This window comes from Mycobacterium sp. E3198, assembly GCF_001667015.1.
Classification (GTDB): Bacteria; Actinomycetota; Actinomycetes; order Mycobacteriales; family Mycobacteriaceae; genus Mycobacterium.
The window spans coordinates 1-18,092 of record NZ_LZIS01000233.1 but is presented as its reverse complement, the minus strand read 5'-3'; the positions used below and the strand labels follow the sequence as shown (position 1 = coordinate 18,092).

The 18,092-nt window shown below is 65.8% G+C and carries 10 protein-coding genes and 1 pseudogene; 3 read left to right on the top strand and 8 right to left on the bottom strand.

Annotated features, from left to right (window positions below):
• The 4 genes and pseudogenes from A5673_RS30245 to A5673_RS24100 all read right to left on the bottom strand — a co-directional run.
• Window positions 1–144 (bottom strand): hypothetical protein (locus tag A5673_RS30245; RefSeq protein WP_369806523.1); only part of this gene is annotated, 144 nt, incomplete at its 3' end.
• A gap of 90 nt (window positions 145–234) precedes the next feature.
• Window positions 235–501, bottom strand: a pseudogene (locus A5673_RS30240) (PE family protein); the annotation flags it as partial.
• Window positions 502–596: 95 nt separating this feature from the next.
• Entirely contained in the window at window positions 597–1,463 is an 867-nt protein-coding gene (locus tag A5673_RS24105) for a cyclopropane mycolic acid synthase family methyltransferase (protein ID WP_068238485.1), read from the bottom strand.
• Window positions 1,464–1,552: 89 nt separating this feature from the next.
• A complete protein-coding gene (locus tag A5673_RS24100; RefSeq protein WP_068238483.1) occupies window positions 1,553–2,533 on the bottom strand; it encodes a glycoside hydrolase family 6 protein in 981 nt (326 codons plus the stop codon).
• Between the two features lie 87 nt (window positions 2,534–2,620).
• Here A5673_RS24100 and A5673_RS24095 point away from each other — a divergent pair, with 87 nt between their 5' ends.
• Entirely contained in the window at window positions 2,621–3,520 is a 900-nt protein-coding gene (locus A5673_RS24095) for a YgcG family protein (protein ID WP_068238481.1), read from the top strand.
• A gap of 13 nt (window positions 3,521–3,533) precedes the next feature.
• On the opposite strand, the gene A5673_RS24090 is transcribed toward A5673_RS24095, so the two are convergent.
• Together A5673_RS24090 and A5673_RS24085 are read right to left on the bottom strand one after the other, a co-directional pair.
• Window positions 3,534–3,845 carry a DUF732 domain-containing protein gene (locus A5673_RS24090; RefSeq protein WP_082958931.1) on the bottom strand — a complete coding sequence of 104 codons (312 nt, stop codon included), beginning with the start codon at window positions 3,843–3,845 and terminating at the stop codon, window positions 3,534–3,536.
• A gap of 129 nt (window positions 3,846–3,974) precedes the next feature.
• A complete protein-coding gene (locus A5673_RS24085) occupies window positions 3,975–5,717 on the bottom strand; it encodes an MFS transporter (protein WP_068238479.1) in 1,743 nt (580 codons plus the stop codon).
• A 71-nt stretch (window positions 5,718–5,788) separates the two neighbouring features.
• Between A5673_RS24085 and A5673_RS24080 the strand changes: the two genes are divergently transcribed.
• Window positions 5,789–6,664: an alpha/beta fold hydrolase gene (locus tag A5673_RS24080; protein ID WP_068238476.1), complete on the top strand. Its 876-nt coding sequence runs from the start codon at window positions 5,789–5,791 to the stop codon at window positions 6,662–6,664.
• 13 nt (window positions 6,665–6,677) lie between these two features.
• Here A5673_RS24080 and A5673_RS29725 read toward each other — a convergent pair whose 3' ends face one another.
• Complete coding sequence (locus tag A5673_RS29725; protein ID WP_068238474.1) at window positions 6,678–7,856, bottom strand: carboxylate--amine ligase; 1,179 nt, start codon at window positions 7,854–7,856, stop codon at window positions 6,678–6,680.
• A 248-nt stretch (window positions 7,857–8,104) separates the two neighbouring features.
• Between A5673_RS29725 and A5673_RS24070 the strand changes: the two genes are divergently transcribed.
• A complete protein-coding gene (locus A5673_RS24070) occupies window positions 8,105–9,520 on the top strand; it encodes a PE family protein (protein ID WP_068238472.1) in 1,416 nt (471 codons plus the stop codon).
• Here A5673_RS24070 and A5673_RS24065 read toward each other — a convergent pair.
• Complete coding sequence (locus tag A5673_RS24065) at window positions 9,517–18,018, bottom strand: hypothetical protein (protein ID WP_068238471.1); 8,502 nt, start codon at window positions 18,016–18,018, stop codon at window positions 9,517–9,519. The two genes, A5673_RS24070 and A5673_RS24065, sit on opposite strands and share 4 nt — an antisense overlap.
• Window positions 18,019–18,092 lie beyond the last annotated feature (74 nt).

Here is an 18,092-nt window from a genome sequence, read left to right as displayed (position 1 = left end):
GCCGGCCCCGCCGCCGCCGCCGGCCGCGCCGGACCCGCCGGCCCCGCCAGAACCGAGCAACCAGCCGCCAGCCCCGCCGTCGGCCCCGGTCCCGGGCGCCCCGTTGGCGCCGTTGCCGATCAGCGGGCGCCCGGTAAACGCCACGCTGTAGGCGTTCGCCGCGTCCAGCAGGTTCTGCTCGACGGCGCGCAGGTCGGGGAGCTGCAGGAACGCGGCGCTCGTGCCCTCGGCGGCCGCGTACGAGCCCGCGCCGCCGCTCAACGCCTGCACAAACTGCTGTTGGAACGCGACCGCCTGGGCGCCCAGCGTCTGATACGTCTGTCCGTAGGTGCCGAACAACCGCGCGATCGCGGCCGACACCTCGTCGGCGGCCGCCGGCGCGATCCCGGTCGTCGACGGCGCCCACGTCGCCGCGGCCTCCTTGATCGCCTCCCCGATTCCACTCAAATCCGCCGAGGCCGCGGTCAAAACCTCAGGTGCTGCGATCAGGAAAGCCGACATTTTCGACTCCCATCAAGGTCAACGGGGCGACATGGACCGCTAACTCTATTAATGGAAACCGGGAATGGGAAGCGTTTGTCGGCCCGACACGACGACTACTTCCGCAGGGTGAATTGGTTGAGATCGGTGTAGCCCTTGCGGAAGAGATTCGCGCAGCCGGTGAGGTACTTCATGTACATGTCGTAGACCTCTTGGGATTGGATCGCGATGGCCTCGTCTTTGTGTGCCTCGAGGCCCGCGGCCCATACGTCCAGGGTCTTGGCGTAATGGCGCTGCAGCGATTGGCGGCGCTTCAGCTTGAAGCCGGCCTTCGCCGAAAACTCTTTGACCATGTCGATGGTCGGCAGGAAGCCGCCGGGAAAAATCTCGGTCTTCATGAAGTCGCTGAATTCGACTATCGCCGGAGTGAGCGGCAAGCCGGACTCGATGATCTCCTTCTCCGACAGCACGGTGATGGTGTGCAACAGCATCGTGCCGCCGTTCGGCAATAGCTCATAAGTTCTTTCGAAGAAGGCGTCGTAGCGGTCGTAGCCGACGTGCTCGAACGGGCCGATCGCCAAGATACGGTCCACCGGCTCGTGAAACCGCTCCCAGCCCTCGAGCAGCACCCGCTTGGACCGCGGGCTGTCCGATGCGGCGAACAGCTGCTCGACGTGGGCGACCTGGTTTTTGGACAGCGTGATGCCGATGACGTTGACGTCGTATTTCTCGATGGCTCGCAGCATGGCCGCGCCCCAACCGCACCCGAGGTCGAGCATCGTCATGCCGGGCTGCAATCCCAGCTTGCTCAGGGAGAGATCGATTTTGGCGATCTGCGCCTGTTCCAGGGTCATGTCGTCGCCGCCGAGCCAGTAGGCGCACGTGTACATCTGGGTGCGGTCGAGGAACAGGCGGAAGAAGTCGTCGGAGAGGTCGTAGTGCGATTGCACGTCCTCGAAATGCGGGGTCAGCTCCTCAGCCATCTTGATGTTGCCTCCAATCCCTGTGCGGCTAGGGGTTTGTGGATCGATCCATCCGAGGTGCTTCGCTTGAGGTTACGACGACGGCGCGTCTAGCGCCCGACGTGGGCCAGATCGATGGCGTACTGATTCACGAAGGTGCCCGCCGGTGGGTCGCCTTTGTCGCAGGTCCCGTCGGATTCACCGGGACGCTTGATCCACAGGTACGCGTCGGCGTGCGCGCCCGCGGTGGCGGTGGTCGGCGCAGTCCCGAGTCCTCGGCCGCTGGGGTTGCACCAGTTGAGCCCGGAGTCGGGCGCCGGCCCGGCGCCGTTGCGCGACGTGTCGACCACGTAGTGCGATCCATTCGTGAGGCCGGAAATCGCCTCCCCGTAGCCGATTTCGTCCCCGGTGGTGTAGAAGTTCGCGGTGTTGAGGCTGAATCCCCGCGCCCGCGCGACGTCGACCTTGTTGAGCCGGGCAGCCATGTCCTCGGCGCTGTGCCAGCGCAGGTGACCACCGTCGACGTAGACGGCGGTGCCCGGGTTGCGCGTCAGGGTGTCGACGGCGTAGCGAATCAGGTCGTAGCGTTCCTGGCGCTGGTCGGCCGACAGGCAGTCGGCCATCGCCAGCGCGTCGGGTTCGAGGATGATCGCCGTCCTCGTGGCGCCCACGCTGGACGCGATGCCGTCGATCCAACCCCGGTAGTCGTCGGCCGTCGCCATGCCGCCGGCGGCGAAGCTGCCACAGTCGCGGTGCGGGATCCCGTAAATCGCCAGCACCGGGATGGCGCCGGCCGCCGCCGCGTCCCCGGTGTAATTCGCGACCGTCCCCGCGGAACCGCCCGGGACGATCCAGTAGGCCTGCGGCGTGTTGGCGATTCCGGTCAACTCGGGACTCGGCGGATCGGCGTGCTGCGCGGCGCGCATGGCCGCAGAGTTGGGATTGACGTAGAAGGGCATGCCGGCCAACGGATTGGCGTCGTCGGCCAAGCGGACCGCCGGGTCGACGAGAGGGCTCGTCCCGGCAACGGCCGCAACGGTGAGGAGAGGGGCGATCCAGCGTGCGACTGCACTGGCAGCGGAGAACGTCACCCCAGGAAAAGTAGTGCATCGAGCGGCGGTCGCGGACGGCAGGTGATGGTGCGCTCGGCACGGTTCGCAGCGGGCTAGATTACTCGTATGCGGGTTGTTCGCCTGTTCGGTGCGGTCCTGGCGATTCTCACGGCGGGGTTACTGCTGGCATCCCCGGCCGGCGCGCAACCGCCGTCCAAGATCACCGATCACATCACCGACAACACCGGGGCATTGACGGACTCGGGCCGTGCTGCGGTCGGCTCGGCCATCGACCGGCTGTACCGCGACCGGCACATCCAACTGTGGGTGGTCTACGTCGACAACTTCTCCAGGTTCAAGCCGGAAAACTGGGCGAACCAGACCCGCAGCGCCAGCGGCATGGGCGACCACGACGCGCTGCTGGCCGTGGCCACCAACACCAAGTCGTACGTGCTCGACGTGCCGGGTCTCCCGGCAGCCGAGTTAAACGCGTTGCGCACCAACCAGATTGATCCGGCGGTCGGCGCCAAGGAATGGAGCATCGCAGCGGTCGCCGCGGCCGACGGGCTGGACAAATCGGCAACTCCGCCAGCCGCGCCGAAGCGCAACTGGGCGCCGATCGCGATCGCCGTCATCGTCGTCGTGGTCGTCATCGTCCTGGTGGCGCTTCTTGCGCTCTATCGCCGGCGCCGGCGCGCCACGCGTGACGCTGGGCAGGTGAGCATCGAGGCAAGCGATCGGTCGCCTGCGCAGGCGCTGTCCACCGCGGACGCGAGGGTGCGCCAAGTCGCCGACTACGCCGCCCGGCATGGCGACAGCGTCGGCGCCGAGGCCCGGGCCCGGCTCGAAGACGCCAAGCGGCATTTGACGGCGGCGCGCGGGACGCAAGCAACGAACGAGGCCGACGCCATCGCCTATGCCAACAGGGCCTCGACGCTGGCAGCCCAGGCACAAACAGTGGCCAACAACGACGTCGCGGCGGCGCACCGCACGCCACGGCGTCGAGGCACCGCATCTAAGCGATGAGCGGTGGACGCCGTCAGGTGCAAAGGATGGGGGCGTCGCACACATTGCCGGGGCAGTAGGTGTTGTGTGCGGCGTTGACCAAGGTTCCGACGTCCAACAACGTCACGCCCCTCGCATCCAAATGGGCGTGAATGTCGTCCGCGATCTGTTGCGGCGCCCAACCCCACGTGAGGTCGTAGCAGACCAGGTGCGCCTCACCGATAAGCGCCTCTTCCGTCTTGGGCGGCCACGTGAGGCCGACGGCGCGCAACTGCGCGAGGTAGGCGTCGTCCTGCGGATTGGCGCTCGCAATCGCGGCGCTACCGACCAGGGCGGCGCCAGCCATAACCGGAGCGGTGAGCATCGCCAGCCAGCGACGTGAGGACATCGATACCGCTCCCTTTTTGCGTCGACGATGACACCAACATGGCGAATGGTAGCCGTGCGCAACGGAAATCGCGCGGCTCGATGCTGTCTAGGCTTGTTCGACCTCGTCGCCGTAGCGGCCGGGGTTGGCCAACGACGCCAACGCGCCGATCAGCATCATGACGGCGGCCGCGACGAATACCACAGCCAGGCCGGCGTGGAACGGCCCCGAGATCAGGTCCGGGAAGAACGATTTACCGGTGAGCACGTTGGCGTTGACGCCGGGTTGCTGCAGTGCATGCGATCGTGCCAGCAACTCGCCGATCGGGTTGTAACCCAGAAACGCCGCGAACAGGCTGCCCACCGGCGGCAGGTTGGCGAGGTCCTGCGCGACGGACGCTGATACGCCTTGCCGCTGCAGCCCGCTGTTGAGCGCCTGGGGCAGTGTGTGCGCCAGCCCAATCACCATCAGCGAGAAGAAGACTCCGATCGACAGCGCCGAGCCGGCGTTGAAGAACGTCGCCCGCACACCGGACGCGGCCCCCCGCTGGGCGGCCGGCACGCTCGACATGATCGCGGCGGTGTTGGGCGCGGTGAAGACGCCGCCGCCCAGGGCGTTGAGGAAGGTCAGCAGCGCGAAAACCCGGTAGTCGAAATTCACCGGGATCATGAGCAGCCCCATGAACGTGCCCGCCATCAGCAGCATCCCGCCGACGGCGAACGGCCGCGCGCCGAACCGGTCCGCCAGCCACCCCGCCACCGGCGCCGCGAACAGGAACCCGATCGTCGCCGGCAACAGGTAGATGCCCGACCACAGCGGCGTCGACTCGAAGCTGTACCCGTGCAGCGGCAACCAGATGCCCTGCAGCCAGATGATCAGCATGAACTGCAAGCCGCCGCGGCCCATCGACGACATCAGGTTGGCCACGTTGCCCATGCCGAACGCCGTCGACCGAAACAGCCGGATGTCGACCATCGGCTGCGGCGCCCGCAACTCGATGATGCAGAACGCGATCAGCAAGAGCACACCGCCCGCGATCGAGCCCAGCACCCACGGGTTCGTCCAGCCCGTCGCATGACTCCCGTACGGCTGAATGCCGTACGTGATGCCCACCAGGATCACGGTCAGGCCGACGGCGAATGTCACGGTGCCGGGCCAGTCCAGCGGCCCGGGCGTGGGCACGCCGATCTCGTGCAGCGAGCGCACGCCCCAGACGGTGCCGAGCAGGCCGATCGGCACGCCGACCCAGAAGATTGCGCGCCAGTCCCACCCCGCGAGCAGCCCCCCGATCATCAGGCCGAGGAACGAGCCGGCGACCGCCGCGACCATGTTGAACCCAAGCGCCATGCCGCGCTGGTTGCTCGGGAACGCGTCGGTGAGGATCGCCGCCGACAACGCCATCAGGATCGCGCCGCCGATGCCCTGGATCACCCGCCAGCCGATCAGCCACAGCGCGCCGCCGCCGAAGTGGAAGGGGTCGAATGACAGCGCGATCGCCGCGACGGTGAACACCGCGAAGCCGAAGTTGTAGATCCGCACCCGGCCGAACATGTCGCCGAGTCGTCCGACGAATACGACCAGGACGGCGGTGACGACGAGATAGCCCATCAGCATCCACAACAGAAAGCCGATATTCGCCGGGGAGAGCGGGTCCAGGCCGATCCCGCGGAAGATGGCCGGCAGGGAGATCAGCACGATCGACGCGTTGATCATCGCCAGCAGCATGCCCAGCGTGGTGTTCGACAGCGCGACCCATTTGTAGTGCGGATGGTCACGGTCCCAGCGGAGCCGACGGCCGTCCTTCTCGGCAGGGCCCGGCGTCGCGTCCGCCGCGGCGAGGCTGTCAACCATCTATGTCTCAGTCGTCATTCGTCATCTTCCGGTGAATTCGTCCCGCAATAACTGTTACTACAGTGGCCCTAATGGGGGATACCACGGGTACGACGAACGACGGCTTCGAATTCGTGATCCCGGCGCCCGGCGTCGAACTCGCCGTCCAACGATCCGGCGAAGGCCCGCCCGTTTTACTGGTCGGTGGCCTGGGCATGCCGAGCATCACGTGGGACATCTGCGGACTTCCCGGCTCTCTCGTCGAGGCGGGGTTTCAGGTGATCAAATACAACGCGCGGGGGATGGCGCCATCGTCGGCGCCGGCCGCGCCCTATTCGGTGGCCGATCTCGCCGGCGACGCGGCCGCCATACTCGACCATTTCCGGGTTGGGCAGGCCACGATCATCGGGTACTCGATGGGCTGCTACGTCGCGCAGATGTTGTTCCGCGAACGCCCCGAGCTGGTGCATGCACTCGTCTTGTTCGCCGGACTCCAACCCTCGCCCGTGGGCGCCATGGTGGGGGAGATGGAGCTCGGGCTGATCGAGCGCTACGGCGAGGTGCCGCGTGAGGTGCTCGTCTTCGAGCAACTGCTGACCACGCTCCACACGCCGATGCTGCAAGATCCGGCGACGGTGCAGGGCTGGCGCCAGGCGTTGTCGGCGGGCTACGAGAGCGGATGGGCCGGAGCGGACGGGTTCAAGGGGCAGCTGACGGCCTCGCAGCAGTGGATCACGGCCGGCGAACCGACCCCGGAGCATCTCGGCGCGATCGACGTGCCCACGCTCGTCCTGGCTTTCGAACACGACCTGTTCTTTCCGCCGGCGCTCTGCGCGGCGACGACTCGACTGATTCCCACCGCCGAATTCGCGCAACTCGACGGCGCGGGCCACGGAGGCATCTTCACCGGACCCGGCGACAGCGTCGCCCGAATCACCAATTTCTGCCGCGCCCACCTCCCGGGTTGACGAGCGGTCCCGCTTACGCGCCGTCGCCGTCCCACTCGTGGTCGTGCATGAACGCCTCCGGGATGTCCACCCGGTAGCGGACGGCCTCCGCGACAATGTTTCCCATCGCCAGCGGCAGCGCCAGGCTCGGCGCGGGATCGCGGGTGGTGAAGATGACCCCGTCGGTGCGCAGGTAATCACGCAGGAATCGGCCGAATGAGTTGCCCTGCCGCGCCGATTTGCGCCACCCGTACATCAGCATCCCCGGGCCCAGCATCTTGCGCGCGCCCGGCTTGGGCACGATGACGTCGTCGTTGACGCCGAAAAACGCCCTGTCGACCCTCGTTTCGGGATCGAACAACAGAATTCCGCTCGTCGAGCGCGGGTTGCATTCGACCGCGAAGAGCCCCCGTCCCGGCACCTCGATAAAGTCCAGGCCCATCTGCCCGGTGAAGTTGAACGCCTTCACGCAGTCGCGCACCCACGCGTCGATGCCCTCGTGGTGGGCGGACTCGAACGTCAGGCACGACGTGCCGTCGATCGCGTAGCGCACCGGGTAGACGGCGTGCGCTTTCACCTGACCGTCGCGGCAGACGGAATACGAGCAATAGCTGGTGCCGGTTGCCCACTCCTGCGCGATCCACGGATTGTGGGCTTCGAAGCTCAGGCCCCGTGGCGGTTCTCCCGGGGCCACCTTGTGAACCCCCTGCGAGCCGCGCGAATAAACCGGCTTGAGCGCGAAGGGCCGATCGAATTCCAGCGCCTCGAGGTCCTCTTGGCTGCGGACCAGCCCGAAATCGAGGGTGGGTATGCCCAGCGTCTTCAGCGCGGCCTGGAACTCGTACTTGTTCTCCAGGCATGCCTCGACCTCGAAGTCGGAAAAGAAACATTTGCTGCCGTCGGGGAACAGGTCGGGGTGCCGCTTGATCGTGTTCGCGAGGATCTCGGTGCCCTCGTGAACCGGCACGACCAGGTCCACGCCCTCCTCGCGGGCGATATGTGCGACGGCCCGTGTCCACTCGACCGGCTCATACCTCGGCCGCGGGGTGCGGAATGCCCTCTTGACCGTCGAGGAGAACCGGGTGATCGGAAGGGGCACCGAGTCCGAGATCAGCACCTCATGTCCCGCGGCGCCCATCAAGCGGGCCAGGTGGAGCGACAAGAACGACCGACCGAACGTGATCAGAACCGTTTTTTTGCCAAGTTCGGACATCAAACCTCCGTTGCGAAACGAACCTCTCGTCGGGAGTACCCGCCCGCCGGGTTCGCTCCCATGAATCTGGGTGCGGCCTGCTCACAGTGCGAACCCAGTGCTCGCCAAGCTTCGGCTCATCGACTGCGTGTTAGCTCTGTCCATTGCTGCCAAGCCGACGGAAACTTGGGATCGGTAGGGCGAGTAAGACGACACGATTTCGCTATTCGGCGACCGTCGGGCGGCCGCCACGTCGTTCGGAGGTCGGGATGTCATTTTTGGTTGCGGTCCCGGAGTACGTGACGGCGGCGGCCTCGGACCTGGCGAACGTCGGCTCGACGATCAGTGCGGCCAACGCCGCGGCGGCGGCCCCGACCACGGCCCTGGTGGCCGCGGGCGCCGATGAGGTCTCGGCGGCCGTCGCGACGATGTTCGGCGCGCACGCGCAGGCCTACCAGGCGATCAGTGCCGAGGCGGCGGCGTTTCACCAGCGGTTCGTCGAGCTGCTGGCCGCCGGCGCGGGTTCCTACGCCAGCGCCGAGGCGGCCAACGCCAACCCTCTGCAAGGGCTCCTCAACGACATCAACGCGCCCTTCGAGGCGCTGCTGGGGAGGCCGCTGATCGGAAACGGCGCCGACGGGACGCCCGGAACAGGCGCCAACGGTCAGAACGGCGGGCTGTTGTGGGGCAACGGCGGTGCCGGCGGTTCCGGCGGGCCCGGGCAGAACGGCGGCAGCGGCGGCAGCGGCGGGTTCTTGTTCGGCAACGGCGGCCGCGGCGGGACGGGCGGGAACGCTATTGGTGCCGGAGTGGCCGGCTTTGGCGGCAACGGCGGCAATGCCGTCGGACTCTTCGGCAACGGCGGCGGCGGTGGGACCGGAGGTGTCAGCGTCGGCGGCGTCGGTGGCGACGGCGGCTTCGGCGGGAACGGCGGCCTCCTGCTCGGCAACGGGGGCGTCGGCGGGGCCGGCGGCAACGGCTTCGTTGCCGGCTGGGGCGCCGCGGGCGGCAACGGCAGCGGATTGATCTACGGCCTGGGCGGCGCCGGCGGCGCCGGCGGATCCAGCGTGAACTTCACCAACGGGCTCGCGGGCGTCGGCGGCGACGGCGGCAGCGGCGGCGCCCTCTTCAACCTCATCGGCATCGGGGCCGACGGCGGCGCCGGCGGAGCGGCCGTCGGTGCGGGCAACATCGGCGGCCAGGGCGGCCAGGGCGGCTGGGGCGGCGGTGGCCTCCTCTTCGGCCTCGGCGGCCACGGCGGGGCGGGCGGGACCGCATTGACACCCGGTGGCACCGGGGGACCCGGCGGCTACGGCGGCGACAACGGCTACGTGTTCAGCGATGGCGCCGGCAGCATCTACGCCGGGGGTTCCTTCTTCGGCATCGGCGGGGCCGGCGGCGACGGCGGGGTGGCCCAGGCCGGCGGCCACGGCGGCACCGGCGGGCTCGGTGGTCTCGGCGGCCTGATCTTCGGCCTCGGCGGCCACGGCGGCAACGGCTTCGGCGCGCCCGGCTTGGCTTTCGGCGGCAACGGCAGCCAGGGCGGCTATGGCGGACTTCTCTTCGGCATCGGGGGCGCCGGCGGTAACGGAGGGTTTGGGGCCGTCCCGGGCGTTGGCGGACAGGGCGGCTTCGGCGGCTACTACTTGTTCGGCCCGAACGGGGCGAACGGGCAACCAGGTTAATGCTCGCTCGACGTCGGCCGATCGAGCTCGTCGAACCGTGCGAGCGCGGCGTCGATGTCCGCCTCGTCGAAGATTTCGCAGTGGTCGACCATGTCGCCAATGACCTTGAGTACGAGGACTATCCGCCACTCAGCCTGGAAGCCCTCTAGTGAGGTCGCGTACGTGGCGTGCGTGACCACCGCCCCGAGTTCGCTGAGCCGATGCACGGCCTCGATGTAGATGCTGACGTCTTGCTCGAGGTCCCACGCGGCGTGGACGTACGCAGTCATCTCGCCGGGTGGGACGGCTAGCGCGCGACGACGGTCGATGTTGACCCAGTCCGCCGTCGTCGGGAGCTGTTCACGCCGGTTGAACGCGCCGTAGCCGCGCGTGATGACCGTCCATACCTGTGAGCACGGCGCCGCTTCGCCGGCGAGGTACCGGGCGTCGAGTTCCGCGAAGGCGGCGTCGATGTCGTGGGGATCGAAGCTCACGCATGCGTGCAGTAGGCCGTCCTGGCCGACTTCTGTGATCTGCAACATCTCGACGGTCGGTGCGTCGGCGTCATCGGGGTCGCCGTAGTGCGCGCGGGTCAGCGAGAGGCGCCGGCCCCTGATTGCGATCGTCTCAACCGTCAATCGGGAGCCGCTGGGCGCGGCCTCGAACATCGCCTGCATGTTCTTTCGCCTTGCGGGGCCTTGGAATTCGTCCCGCAGGCCTCTTCGTCGGTCCTCGTAGCGCAGGTCGGCGGTGGTGAGGGCGAAAAACCCGTCCAAGTCGCGGCGGTTGAACGCGTCGGCCAGCCCCGACCAGATTCGCGTCGCCGCGTTGCCATTTGGCCGGGAACGATCGAGCTCGTCGAACCTCGCGAGCGCGGCGTTGAGGTCCGCTTCGTCGAATAACTCGGCCCGGCTAATGAGTTCGCCGTCGACAGTGAAGATATCGACTATCCGCCACTCGGCGTCCATGCCGTCTTGAGAGGTCCCATGCGATGCGTGGGTGACGACCAGCCCGAGGTCGCTCAGCCGATGCACAGCCTCGATGTAGGTGGTCAGGTTCGACGTGACGTCCCATGTCGCTTGCAGGAACGTGGCCCACTCACCCGCCTCGAACGGTGCGAGTGACCGATGGTCGACCCTGACCCAGTCTGGCGTCGTCGCAGGAATCTCACGCCGATTGAGCGCAGCGAATGCGCGCATCAGAACGGACCAAGTCTGGGCGTGGGCAGAGGCTTCGCCCGCGAGGTACCGGGCATCGAGTTCCGCGAACGCAGTGTCAATGTCGTTCGGATCGAATGTTATTAGCGTCGCAATCCTGTTGTCGGCGTCGGCCTCGACGATGCTGAGCAGCTCGACGTCGAACTCGCCGTGCCGCAGATCGCGGTTCAAGGAATGGAGATAGGTGAGTGCGAGGCGCTCGCCGCGGGTCGCGATGATGGTCAATGTGATGCCCGCCTCGACTTCGTCGAGAACTCGCATGTTTGTGGCCACGGCGTCGCGACCGCGCCATACCCCGAAATTGACCACGCGCCGGCGGTCGGCGAAGAAACTGTCCTCCGCCACAATCTCGGCCATCGCGTCCCACTCGTGGGACTCCGCATACACGAAAAAGCTCTCGCTCAGCCGGCTTGCGATATTCCCCAATAGGCGGTCCGGTGGCTGCAATTCATCGAAGCGGTTGAGTGCGGCGTCGAGATCTTGTTCGTCGAACACTTCGACGCGGCTGATCAGGCCGCCTTCGATGGTGAACACCATGGTCATCCACATTTCGGCGTCGAAGCCGTCCCGCGAGGTCATTTTCAGCAACTCGGTGAAGACGGCCCCGCGTTCGGTCAGCCGATGCACGGCTTCGATGTAGGCGCTGGCGTCCGAAGTGATGTCCCACACGGCACGAACAGAGGCGGCCAGATCGGCCCCCTCGATCGATACGAGCCGTCGATGATCGATGTAAGCCGGATCCGCCGTCGTCGCGAAAAGCTCGTGACGATTGAACTGGGCGGGAACCTCTGCAACCACCGACCAGACGTCCGCATGGCTTGCCGCTTCGCCGGCAAGATAGCGCTTTTCGAGTTCCTCGAACGCGGCGTCGATGTCGTCGATGTCGAACGCGATACGCGCCACTATCCGTCCGTCGGCGTCGATCTCAACGATGCCGAGAACCTCGGCAAAAAACATCTCGGTTTGCTGGTCTCGACCTGAAAAGCAGTCACAACTGAGCGCGATACGCCCCCCGCGGGTCGCGATAACGTTTGATGTGATTGTCGAGATCCCTAGGGCGGCTGACGCCCGCATGCTTGTGATCGTGGCATCTCGACCGCGTAGTACGCCCGCGCTCACCACTCGACGCCGATCGTCGTTGAAGAGGTCATCAGCCAGCATCTCCGCCACGGCATCCCAGTCCCGGGCAACGTAGCGCGCCAAGAAGTGTTCGAACGTTCGGCTTGCCGCGTTTTCTAGCCGCCGTGCCTGCGGGCGCAGTTCCTCAAACCGTGCGAGCGCGGCGTCCAGGTCGTCCTCTTCGTACACCTCCAGGCGCGGTCCTTCTGAAGCGAAGAGAAGCGTGCGGCGCCATTGCAATTCGTTTCCGTGGTTGTCGGTACCTTCGATGACGAATGTGACGACAGTCCCCCGGTTATCGAGAGCATGCACACACGGCACCCGGTAGCGGGCGTCGGGAACGAGCGCCCACAGCTCCTCGACCCCTCGGCCGAAATCCGACCCCGAAGCGAAGGGAATCCGTCGATGATCGACATACCTGAGCTGCCTCAAATTGGGTCCCGGCTCATGGCGGTTGAGCTCCGCGATCGTGTCCACTCCGAATTTCCAAACGCCCGCGTGCGGTGCGGCTTCGCCGTCGAGGTATCGGGCTTCGAGTTCGGCGAAGGCCGCATCAATGTCGTCGGGGTCAAACGAAACCGCAGCCACCAGAAGCTCATTGGCCGCGATCTCGGCGACGGCAACTATCTCACTAATGAACGCCTCGGGGCCTTGGTTTTGGCTTGAGAAAGCGATCCGCATCAGTGCGAGGCGGGTGCCGCGAGTCGCAATGACAGTAGACGTGACGTCCTTGACCCAGATATCGGCGATGACCCGCATGTCCGCGATGGTGGCATCAGAACCGTGTTGGGCTCCGGCACCTACCACGTGTCGACGATCATCATTGATGAAGTCGCTGGTCACAATCTTTGCCATTGCAGCCCAATCGCGGGCGCCGAAATACTTCCAGAAGCGCTCGGCCACCTGGCTTGCTGCGTTCTTCAACGGCGGTGCCTGCGGTCGAAGTTCCTCAAAGCGGGCGAGTGCGGCATCGAGGTCGGCCTCGTCGAACATCTCAGCGCGGTTGATCATGTCGCCTGCAACCGTGAGCAAAATGACTTCCCGCCATTCGGCGTCGAAGCCTTCTTTCGAGGTTCCATGTACGACCTGAGTGACGACAGCGCCTCGGCTGGTGAGCCGATGCACGGCCTCAACGCGGGCCGTAACCTCGGGCGCGAGGTCCCACGTGGCGTGCATGTATGCGGCCAATTCACCGGGCGCGAACGCTCTCGCCCGTCGGTGGTCGATAGTTACGCAATCCGGTGTCAATTGGAGTTGATGCCTGTTGGCAGCCGCATACGTCCGCAATATGGCCGACCACGTATGCGCGTGGGCGGCGGCTTCACCCGCGAGATAGCGGGCGTCGAGTTCCTCGAAGGCGGCGTCGATATCGTCAAGGTCGAACACGACCGCGCCCACGACCCGCTCGTCGGCGTTGGTCTCGATGATGTTGAAGGCATCATTTCGAATCGACTCGGGGTCGCGGCCCGAGGCGCGCACCCGGAGGAGTGCGATGCGTTCGCCGCGGGTCGCTATGACGCCCACCACCTCAAACGAAAAGCCGACGTCGGCGGCCGCCCGCCAATCGTGGATCGCGTTGGCTCGACCGTGTCGGATTCCGGCATTGACTACGCGCCGGCGATCGTCAATGGCGAAGTTGTCGGCCGGTGTCGCGGCCATGGCGTCCCAGTCGCGGGCGGCGAAGTGCGACAGGAAGCGTTCGAAAGTTCGGCTTGCTGCGTTTTCCAGCCGTCTCGCCTCAGGCCGCAATTCTTCAAAGCGGGCGAGCGCGCCGTCGATGTCTCCTTCGTCGAATAGCTCGCAGCGGTTCACCAGGTCGCCTTCAGCTGTCAACAAGTTGATCTCTCGCCATTCGGCATCGAAGCCCTCGCGGGAAGTCGCATGCGCCGTGTGGGTGACTACCGCTCCGATATCGCTAAGCCGGTGCACGCTTTCGATGTAGATGCGAGCTTGCGGCGTTAGTTGTTCCCATAGAGCACGAAGGGAAGCACCAAGGCCACCTTCCTCAATTCCGACGAGCCGTCGATGATCGGTGTAGACGCAGTCTGGCGTCTTGGCTGGAACCTTGCGCCGATTGAACGCGGCGTTGGCGCGTGTGACAAAGGACCACGTGCGCGCGTGAGCCGCCGCTTCGCCGGCTAGGTAGCGCGCGTCGAGTTCGTCCAAAGCGGCGTCGAAGTCGTCGACGTCGAAGAAGACGACTGCGACGATCCGCTCGTCGGCGTTGATCTCGAGAACACCGGCCGCTTCGAGAACGAAAGCCTCAGACTCGTGATCGCTAGCGGAGAAGCGGAGACGCATGAGTGCAAGATGCGCCCCTCGGGTCGCGATCGTGGCCGACGTCACCTTCGTGCTGAAGAGATCGGCGAGCGCCCGCATGTCAGCGATCTGCGCACCCCGACCAGATCGGAGTCCTATCCCTACCACCCGACGCCGATCCTCGTTGGAGAAATTGTCTGCCAGCATCTCCGCCATGGCGTCCCAGTCGGCGGTTTCGAAGTATGCAAGGTATCGTTTGCCGACTTGGCTTGCCGCATTGTCCAAGCACGTTGTTTGCGAACTTAATTCGTCGAAGCGGGCGAGTGCGGCATCGAGGTCGGCCTCGTCGAAAACCTCTACCCGGTTGACCAGATCGCCACCGACCGTCAACACGGCGATCCCGCGCCACTCGGCGGCGAAGCCCTCGTGCGACGTCTCATGTGCCACGTAGGTGATGACCGCTCCGAGGTTGTTGAGCCGATGCACTTGCTCGACATAGACATTGATGCTTTGGTCGCTGTCCCAACCCGCCCCGAGGTACGCCGTCAGGTCGCCGGGCCCGAAGGCTGTCTCCCGCCGGTGGTCGGTGTACACACAGTCCGCCGTGGTCGGCGGTAGCTCGTGCCGGTTGAGCGCGGCGTAACTACCCGCAATGATGGACCACGCGTGTGAGTAGGCGGCCGCTTCGCCGGCGAGATAACGGGCGTCGAGCTCGGCTATTGCGGCGCCGAACTCCCCGGGTCCGAACGCGGCGAGCGCCGTAATCCGTTCACCCGCATCCATTTCGATTATCTGTAGGTAGTCGACGTGGAAAGCTTCGGGTTCCTGGTGGCTGCGCGAGAATCGGGCGTGAGTGAGGGCTAGGCGCCCTCCTCGGGTGGCAATGGTTTCTGACGTCGCATGTGCGACCCCGACGTCGACGACTGCCCGCAGGTTTTCGATCAAAGCCTCGCGGCCCTGTTGGATTCCGCTGCCAACCACTGCGCGGCGATCGTCGCTGGTGTAGTCGTCGGACAGCAGCTCGGCTATCGCGGCCCAGTCGGGCGCAGCGTAGTACGCCTGTAGGCGCTCGTAGGCGCGCGTTGCCGCATTCTCCAGCCGCGGTGTCGGTCGGCCGAGCTCTTCAAACCGCGCGAGCGCGGCGTCGAGGTCTGCCTCGTCGAATATCTCCAGGCGGTCGATCAAGTCGCCGTCGACCGTGAGAACGTTGATCCCCCGCCACTCGGCTTCGAAGCCCTCTGACGAGCTTTCGTACGATACGGAGGTGACGACAGCTCCGAAGTCGGTTAGCCGATGCACCGCCTCGACGGAGTTGCTCAGGTCGGCGGTGCTGTTCCAGTTGGCGAGCAAGGCCGAGACCGCGCCAGGGGCAAACGATATTCCTCGCCGGTGGTCGACGTTCACCCAATCCGGGGTCGTCGCCGGGGGCTCACGTCGATTGAGCGCGGCATAGGCCCGGGTAATGACAGACCACGTGTGTGCGTGGGCGGCCGCTTCGCCGGCGAGATAACGCGCGTCGAGTTCCCCGAGAGCAGCGTCGAAGTCGTTGGGGTCGAACGACACAACCCCGACGAGTCGCCCGTCGGTGTTGATCTCGGCGATGCCGAGCACATCGGTGACAAATGCCTCAGGCCCTTGGTCGCGGCCCGAGAAACGAAGACGAGCGAGGGCAAGGCGCTCCCCGCGGGTAGCCATGACGTTAGGTACGTTTGGTGTCCAAAAGTCGGCGGCTGCCCTCATGTCTGCGATGTAGGCGTTTCGACCATCACGGACTCCCGCACCCACCACGCGACGGCGATCGTCATAGCGGAAGTTGTCGGCCAGGATCTCCGGCGCGGCGTCCCACTCGCGGGACGGGAAGCACGCCAGGAAGCGTTCGGTAACTTGGCTCGCCCTGTTCTCGAGGCGAGGCGCCGCTTGGCTGAGCTGATCGAAGCGTGCGACCGCGGCGTCGAGGTCCGCCTCGTCGAAGAGCTCGGTGCGGTTGACCATGTTCCCTTTGACCGTCACCAAGGCGACCTCACGCCACTCGGCGTCGAAGCCTTCGCGCGAGTTTCCATGCGCCGCATAGGTGACAACCGCCCCGAGGTTGCTCAGCCGATGGATAGCCTCGACGTGCGGCCTGATGTCCTGGTCAATTTCCCAGCCGGCACGAATGTATGCGGTCAACTCGCCGGGCGCGAACGCTGCCGCTCGGCGGTGGTCAATACTCACGCAGTCGGACGTCAGAGCGGGAAACTCGCGCCGGCTGATCGAGGCGTAGGTTCCCGCGATGACCGGCCACGTATCTGCATAAGGTGCCGCTTCGCCGGCGATATAGCGTGCGTCGAGCTCGGCGACGGCGGCGTCGAAGTCGTCGAGATCGAACGTGGCGACCTTCGCGATCCGCTCGGCGTCGTCGATCTCGACGACGTTGAGGGCATCGTTCTGAATCGCTTCAGGGTCGTGGCCGGACGCGCGAACGCGTGCGAGGACGAGACGTTCTCCCCGGATTGCCACGGCGCTCACCATCGATATCGCGAAGCCGACATCGGCGGCCGCCTGCAAGTCTTTTACTACTGCATCTCGACCGTGTTGAGTTTCGGCACTCACGACCCGTCGGTGATCGACGCCGGCATAGTTGTCAGCCACGGTTTCGGCCAAGGCATCCCAGTCGTGCCGAGCGAAGTGCGACCAGACGTGCTCGAATACGCGCGCTGCCGCATTTTCCAGCCGTGGTGCCGGACGGGTAAGTTGCTCGAACTTCGCGATCGCGGCATCGATGTCCTCATCGTCGAACAGCTCGCAGCGGTTGATCAGGTCGCCTTCGACCGTCACAACACCGGTGTACCGCCATTCGGCGTCGAAGCCCTCCTGCGAGGTCGCGTGCGACGCATGGGTAACGACCGCGCCAAGGTTGCTCAGCTGGTGCACATCCTCGATGTAGGGATTGACGTCCGGCGCCACGTCGAACGTGGCACGGATGTATGCGGCCAGGTCGCCGGGCGCGAACGCTGCGCCACGCCGGTGGTCGATGTTCACCCAGTCCGGCGTGGTTGCCGGGAGCTCTCCACGGTTCATGGCGGTGTAGGCGGCCGCGATGGCCGACCAGGTGTGCGTATATGGTGCTGCCTCACCGGCGGCGTAACGGGCATCGAGCTCGCCGATCGCTGCGTCGAAGTCATCGATTTCGAACAGGGTTTGTGCGACCATAACCCCGCCGTCGTCGACCTCGGTAATCTGCAGTATGTCGACTTTGAACGCGTCGGGTTGTGGGTCGCGCAGCTCGAATCTCATGTGGCAGAGGTAGAGACGGTCACCCCTCAGGGCAAGAGGGGTCAGCGTGATTTTCACGTCACCCGTCGCCGCGATCGCGCGGACGTTGCTCATTTGCGCGGCGCGGCCGGTGCTGGAGCGCCGCAGTCCTTGCCGCCGGTCTTCATATCGCATGTCGTCGGCATAGAGCGCGGAGAGTTCGTCCCAACGGCTCTCGGCAAACAGTGCGAACGCTTGGTCATCGACACGAGTCGCGGCATTCTCCAGCCGACGGGCACGCGGGTGCTCGTCCTCGAATCGAGCATGCATGGCGTCGAGTTCAGCCATCGCGGTGTCGATGTCGTCGAGGTCGAACCACACCTGCAGCGCGAAGCGACCTTCATCGTCGATGCCGTACAAGTTGAGAAATTCGTCGTAGGGCGCTCCGGGACTCACGTCGGTGCTCTCCACCTTGAGTCGACTGAGGGCCAGGCGCTCGCCCCGCACGGCGATGACCACTTGGTTCATCCGCATGTCGCCTGTCTCGAAGACTGGCCTTTGCGCGGGCACCCAGTCGTCCGACGACATCGGCGGAAATCCGACAATTTTCCGACGACTCTCAATCAAAACGTTGGGTGCGTACATCTGCGCGATCTCGTCCCATGTCTGGCGAGCGATCGCGGCGAGCACGCGCTCAAGCCGTCAATCGCCTGGCGCACGCTGCGGGCGCAGCTGCTGGCACGCTCCGGCGATCACGGCGAGGC

Coding starts and splice junctions, on each gene's coding strand:
- A5673_RS24105 (WP_068238485.1), bottom strand. CDS start 1,463: ATGGCTGAGGAGCTGACCCCGCATTTCGAGGACGTGCAATCGCACTAC.
- A5673_RS24095 (WP_068238481.1), top strand. CDS start 2,621: ATGCGGGTTGTTCGCCTGTTCGGTGCGGTCCTGGCGATTCTCACGGCG.
- A5673_RS24090 (WP_082958931.1), bottom strand. CDS start 3,845: ATGGCTGGCGCCGCCCTGGTCGGTAGCGCCGCGATTGCGAGCGCCAAT.
- A5673_RS24085 (WP_068238479.1), bottom strand. CDS start 5,717: ATGGTTGACAGCCTCGCCGCGGCGGACGCGACGCCGGGCCCTGCCGAG.
- A5673_RS24080 (WP_068238476.1), top strand. CDS start 5,789: ATGGGGGATACCACGGGTACGACGAACGACGGCTTCGAATTCGTGATC.
- A5673_RS29725 (WP_068238474.1), bottom strand. CDS start 7,856: ATGTCCGAACTTGGCAAAAAAACGGTTCTGATCACGTTCGGTCGGTCG.
- A5673_RS24070 (WP_068238472.1), top strand. CDS start 8,105: ATGTCATTTTTGGTTGCGGTCCCGGAGTACGTGACGGCGGCGGCCTCG.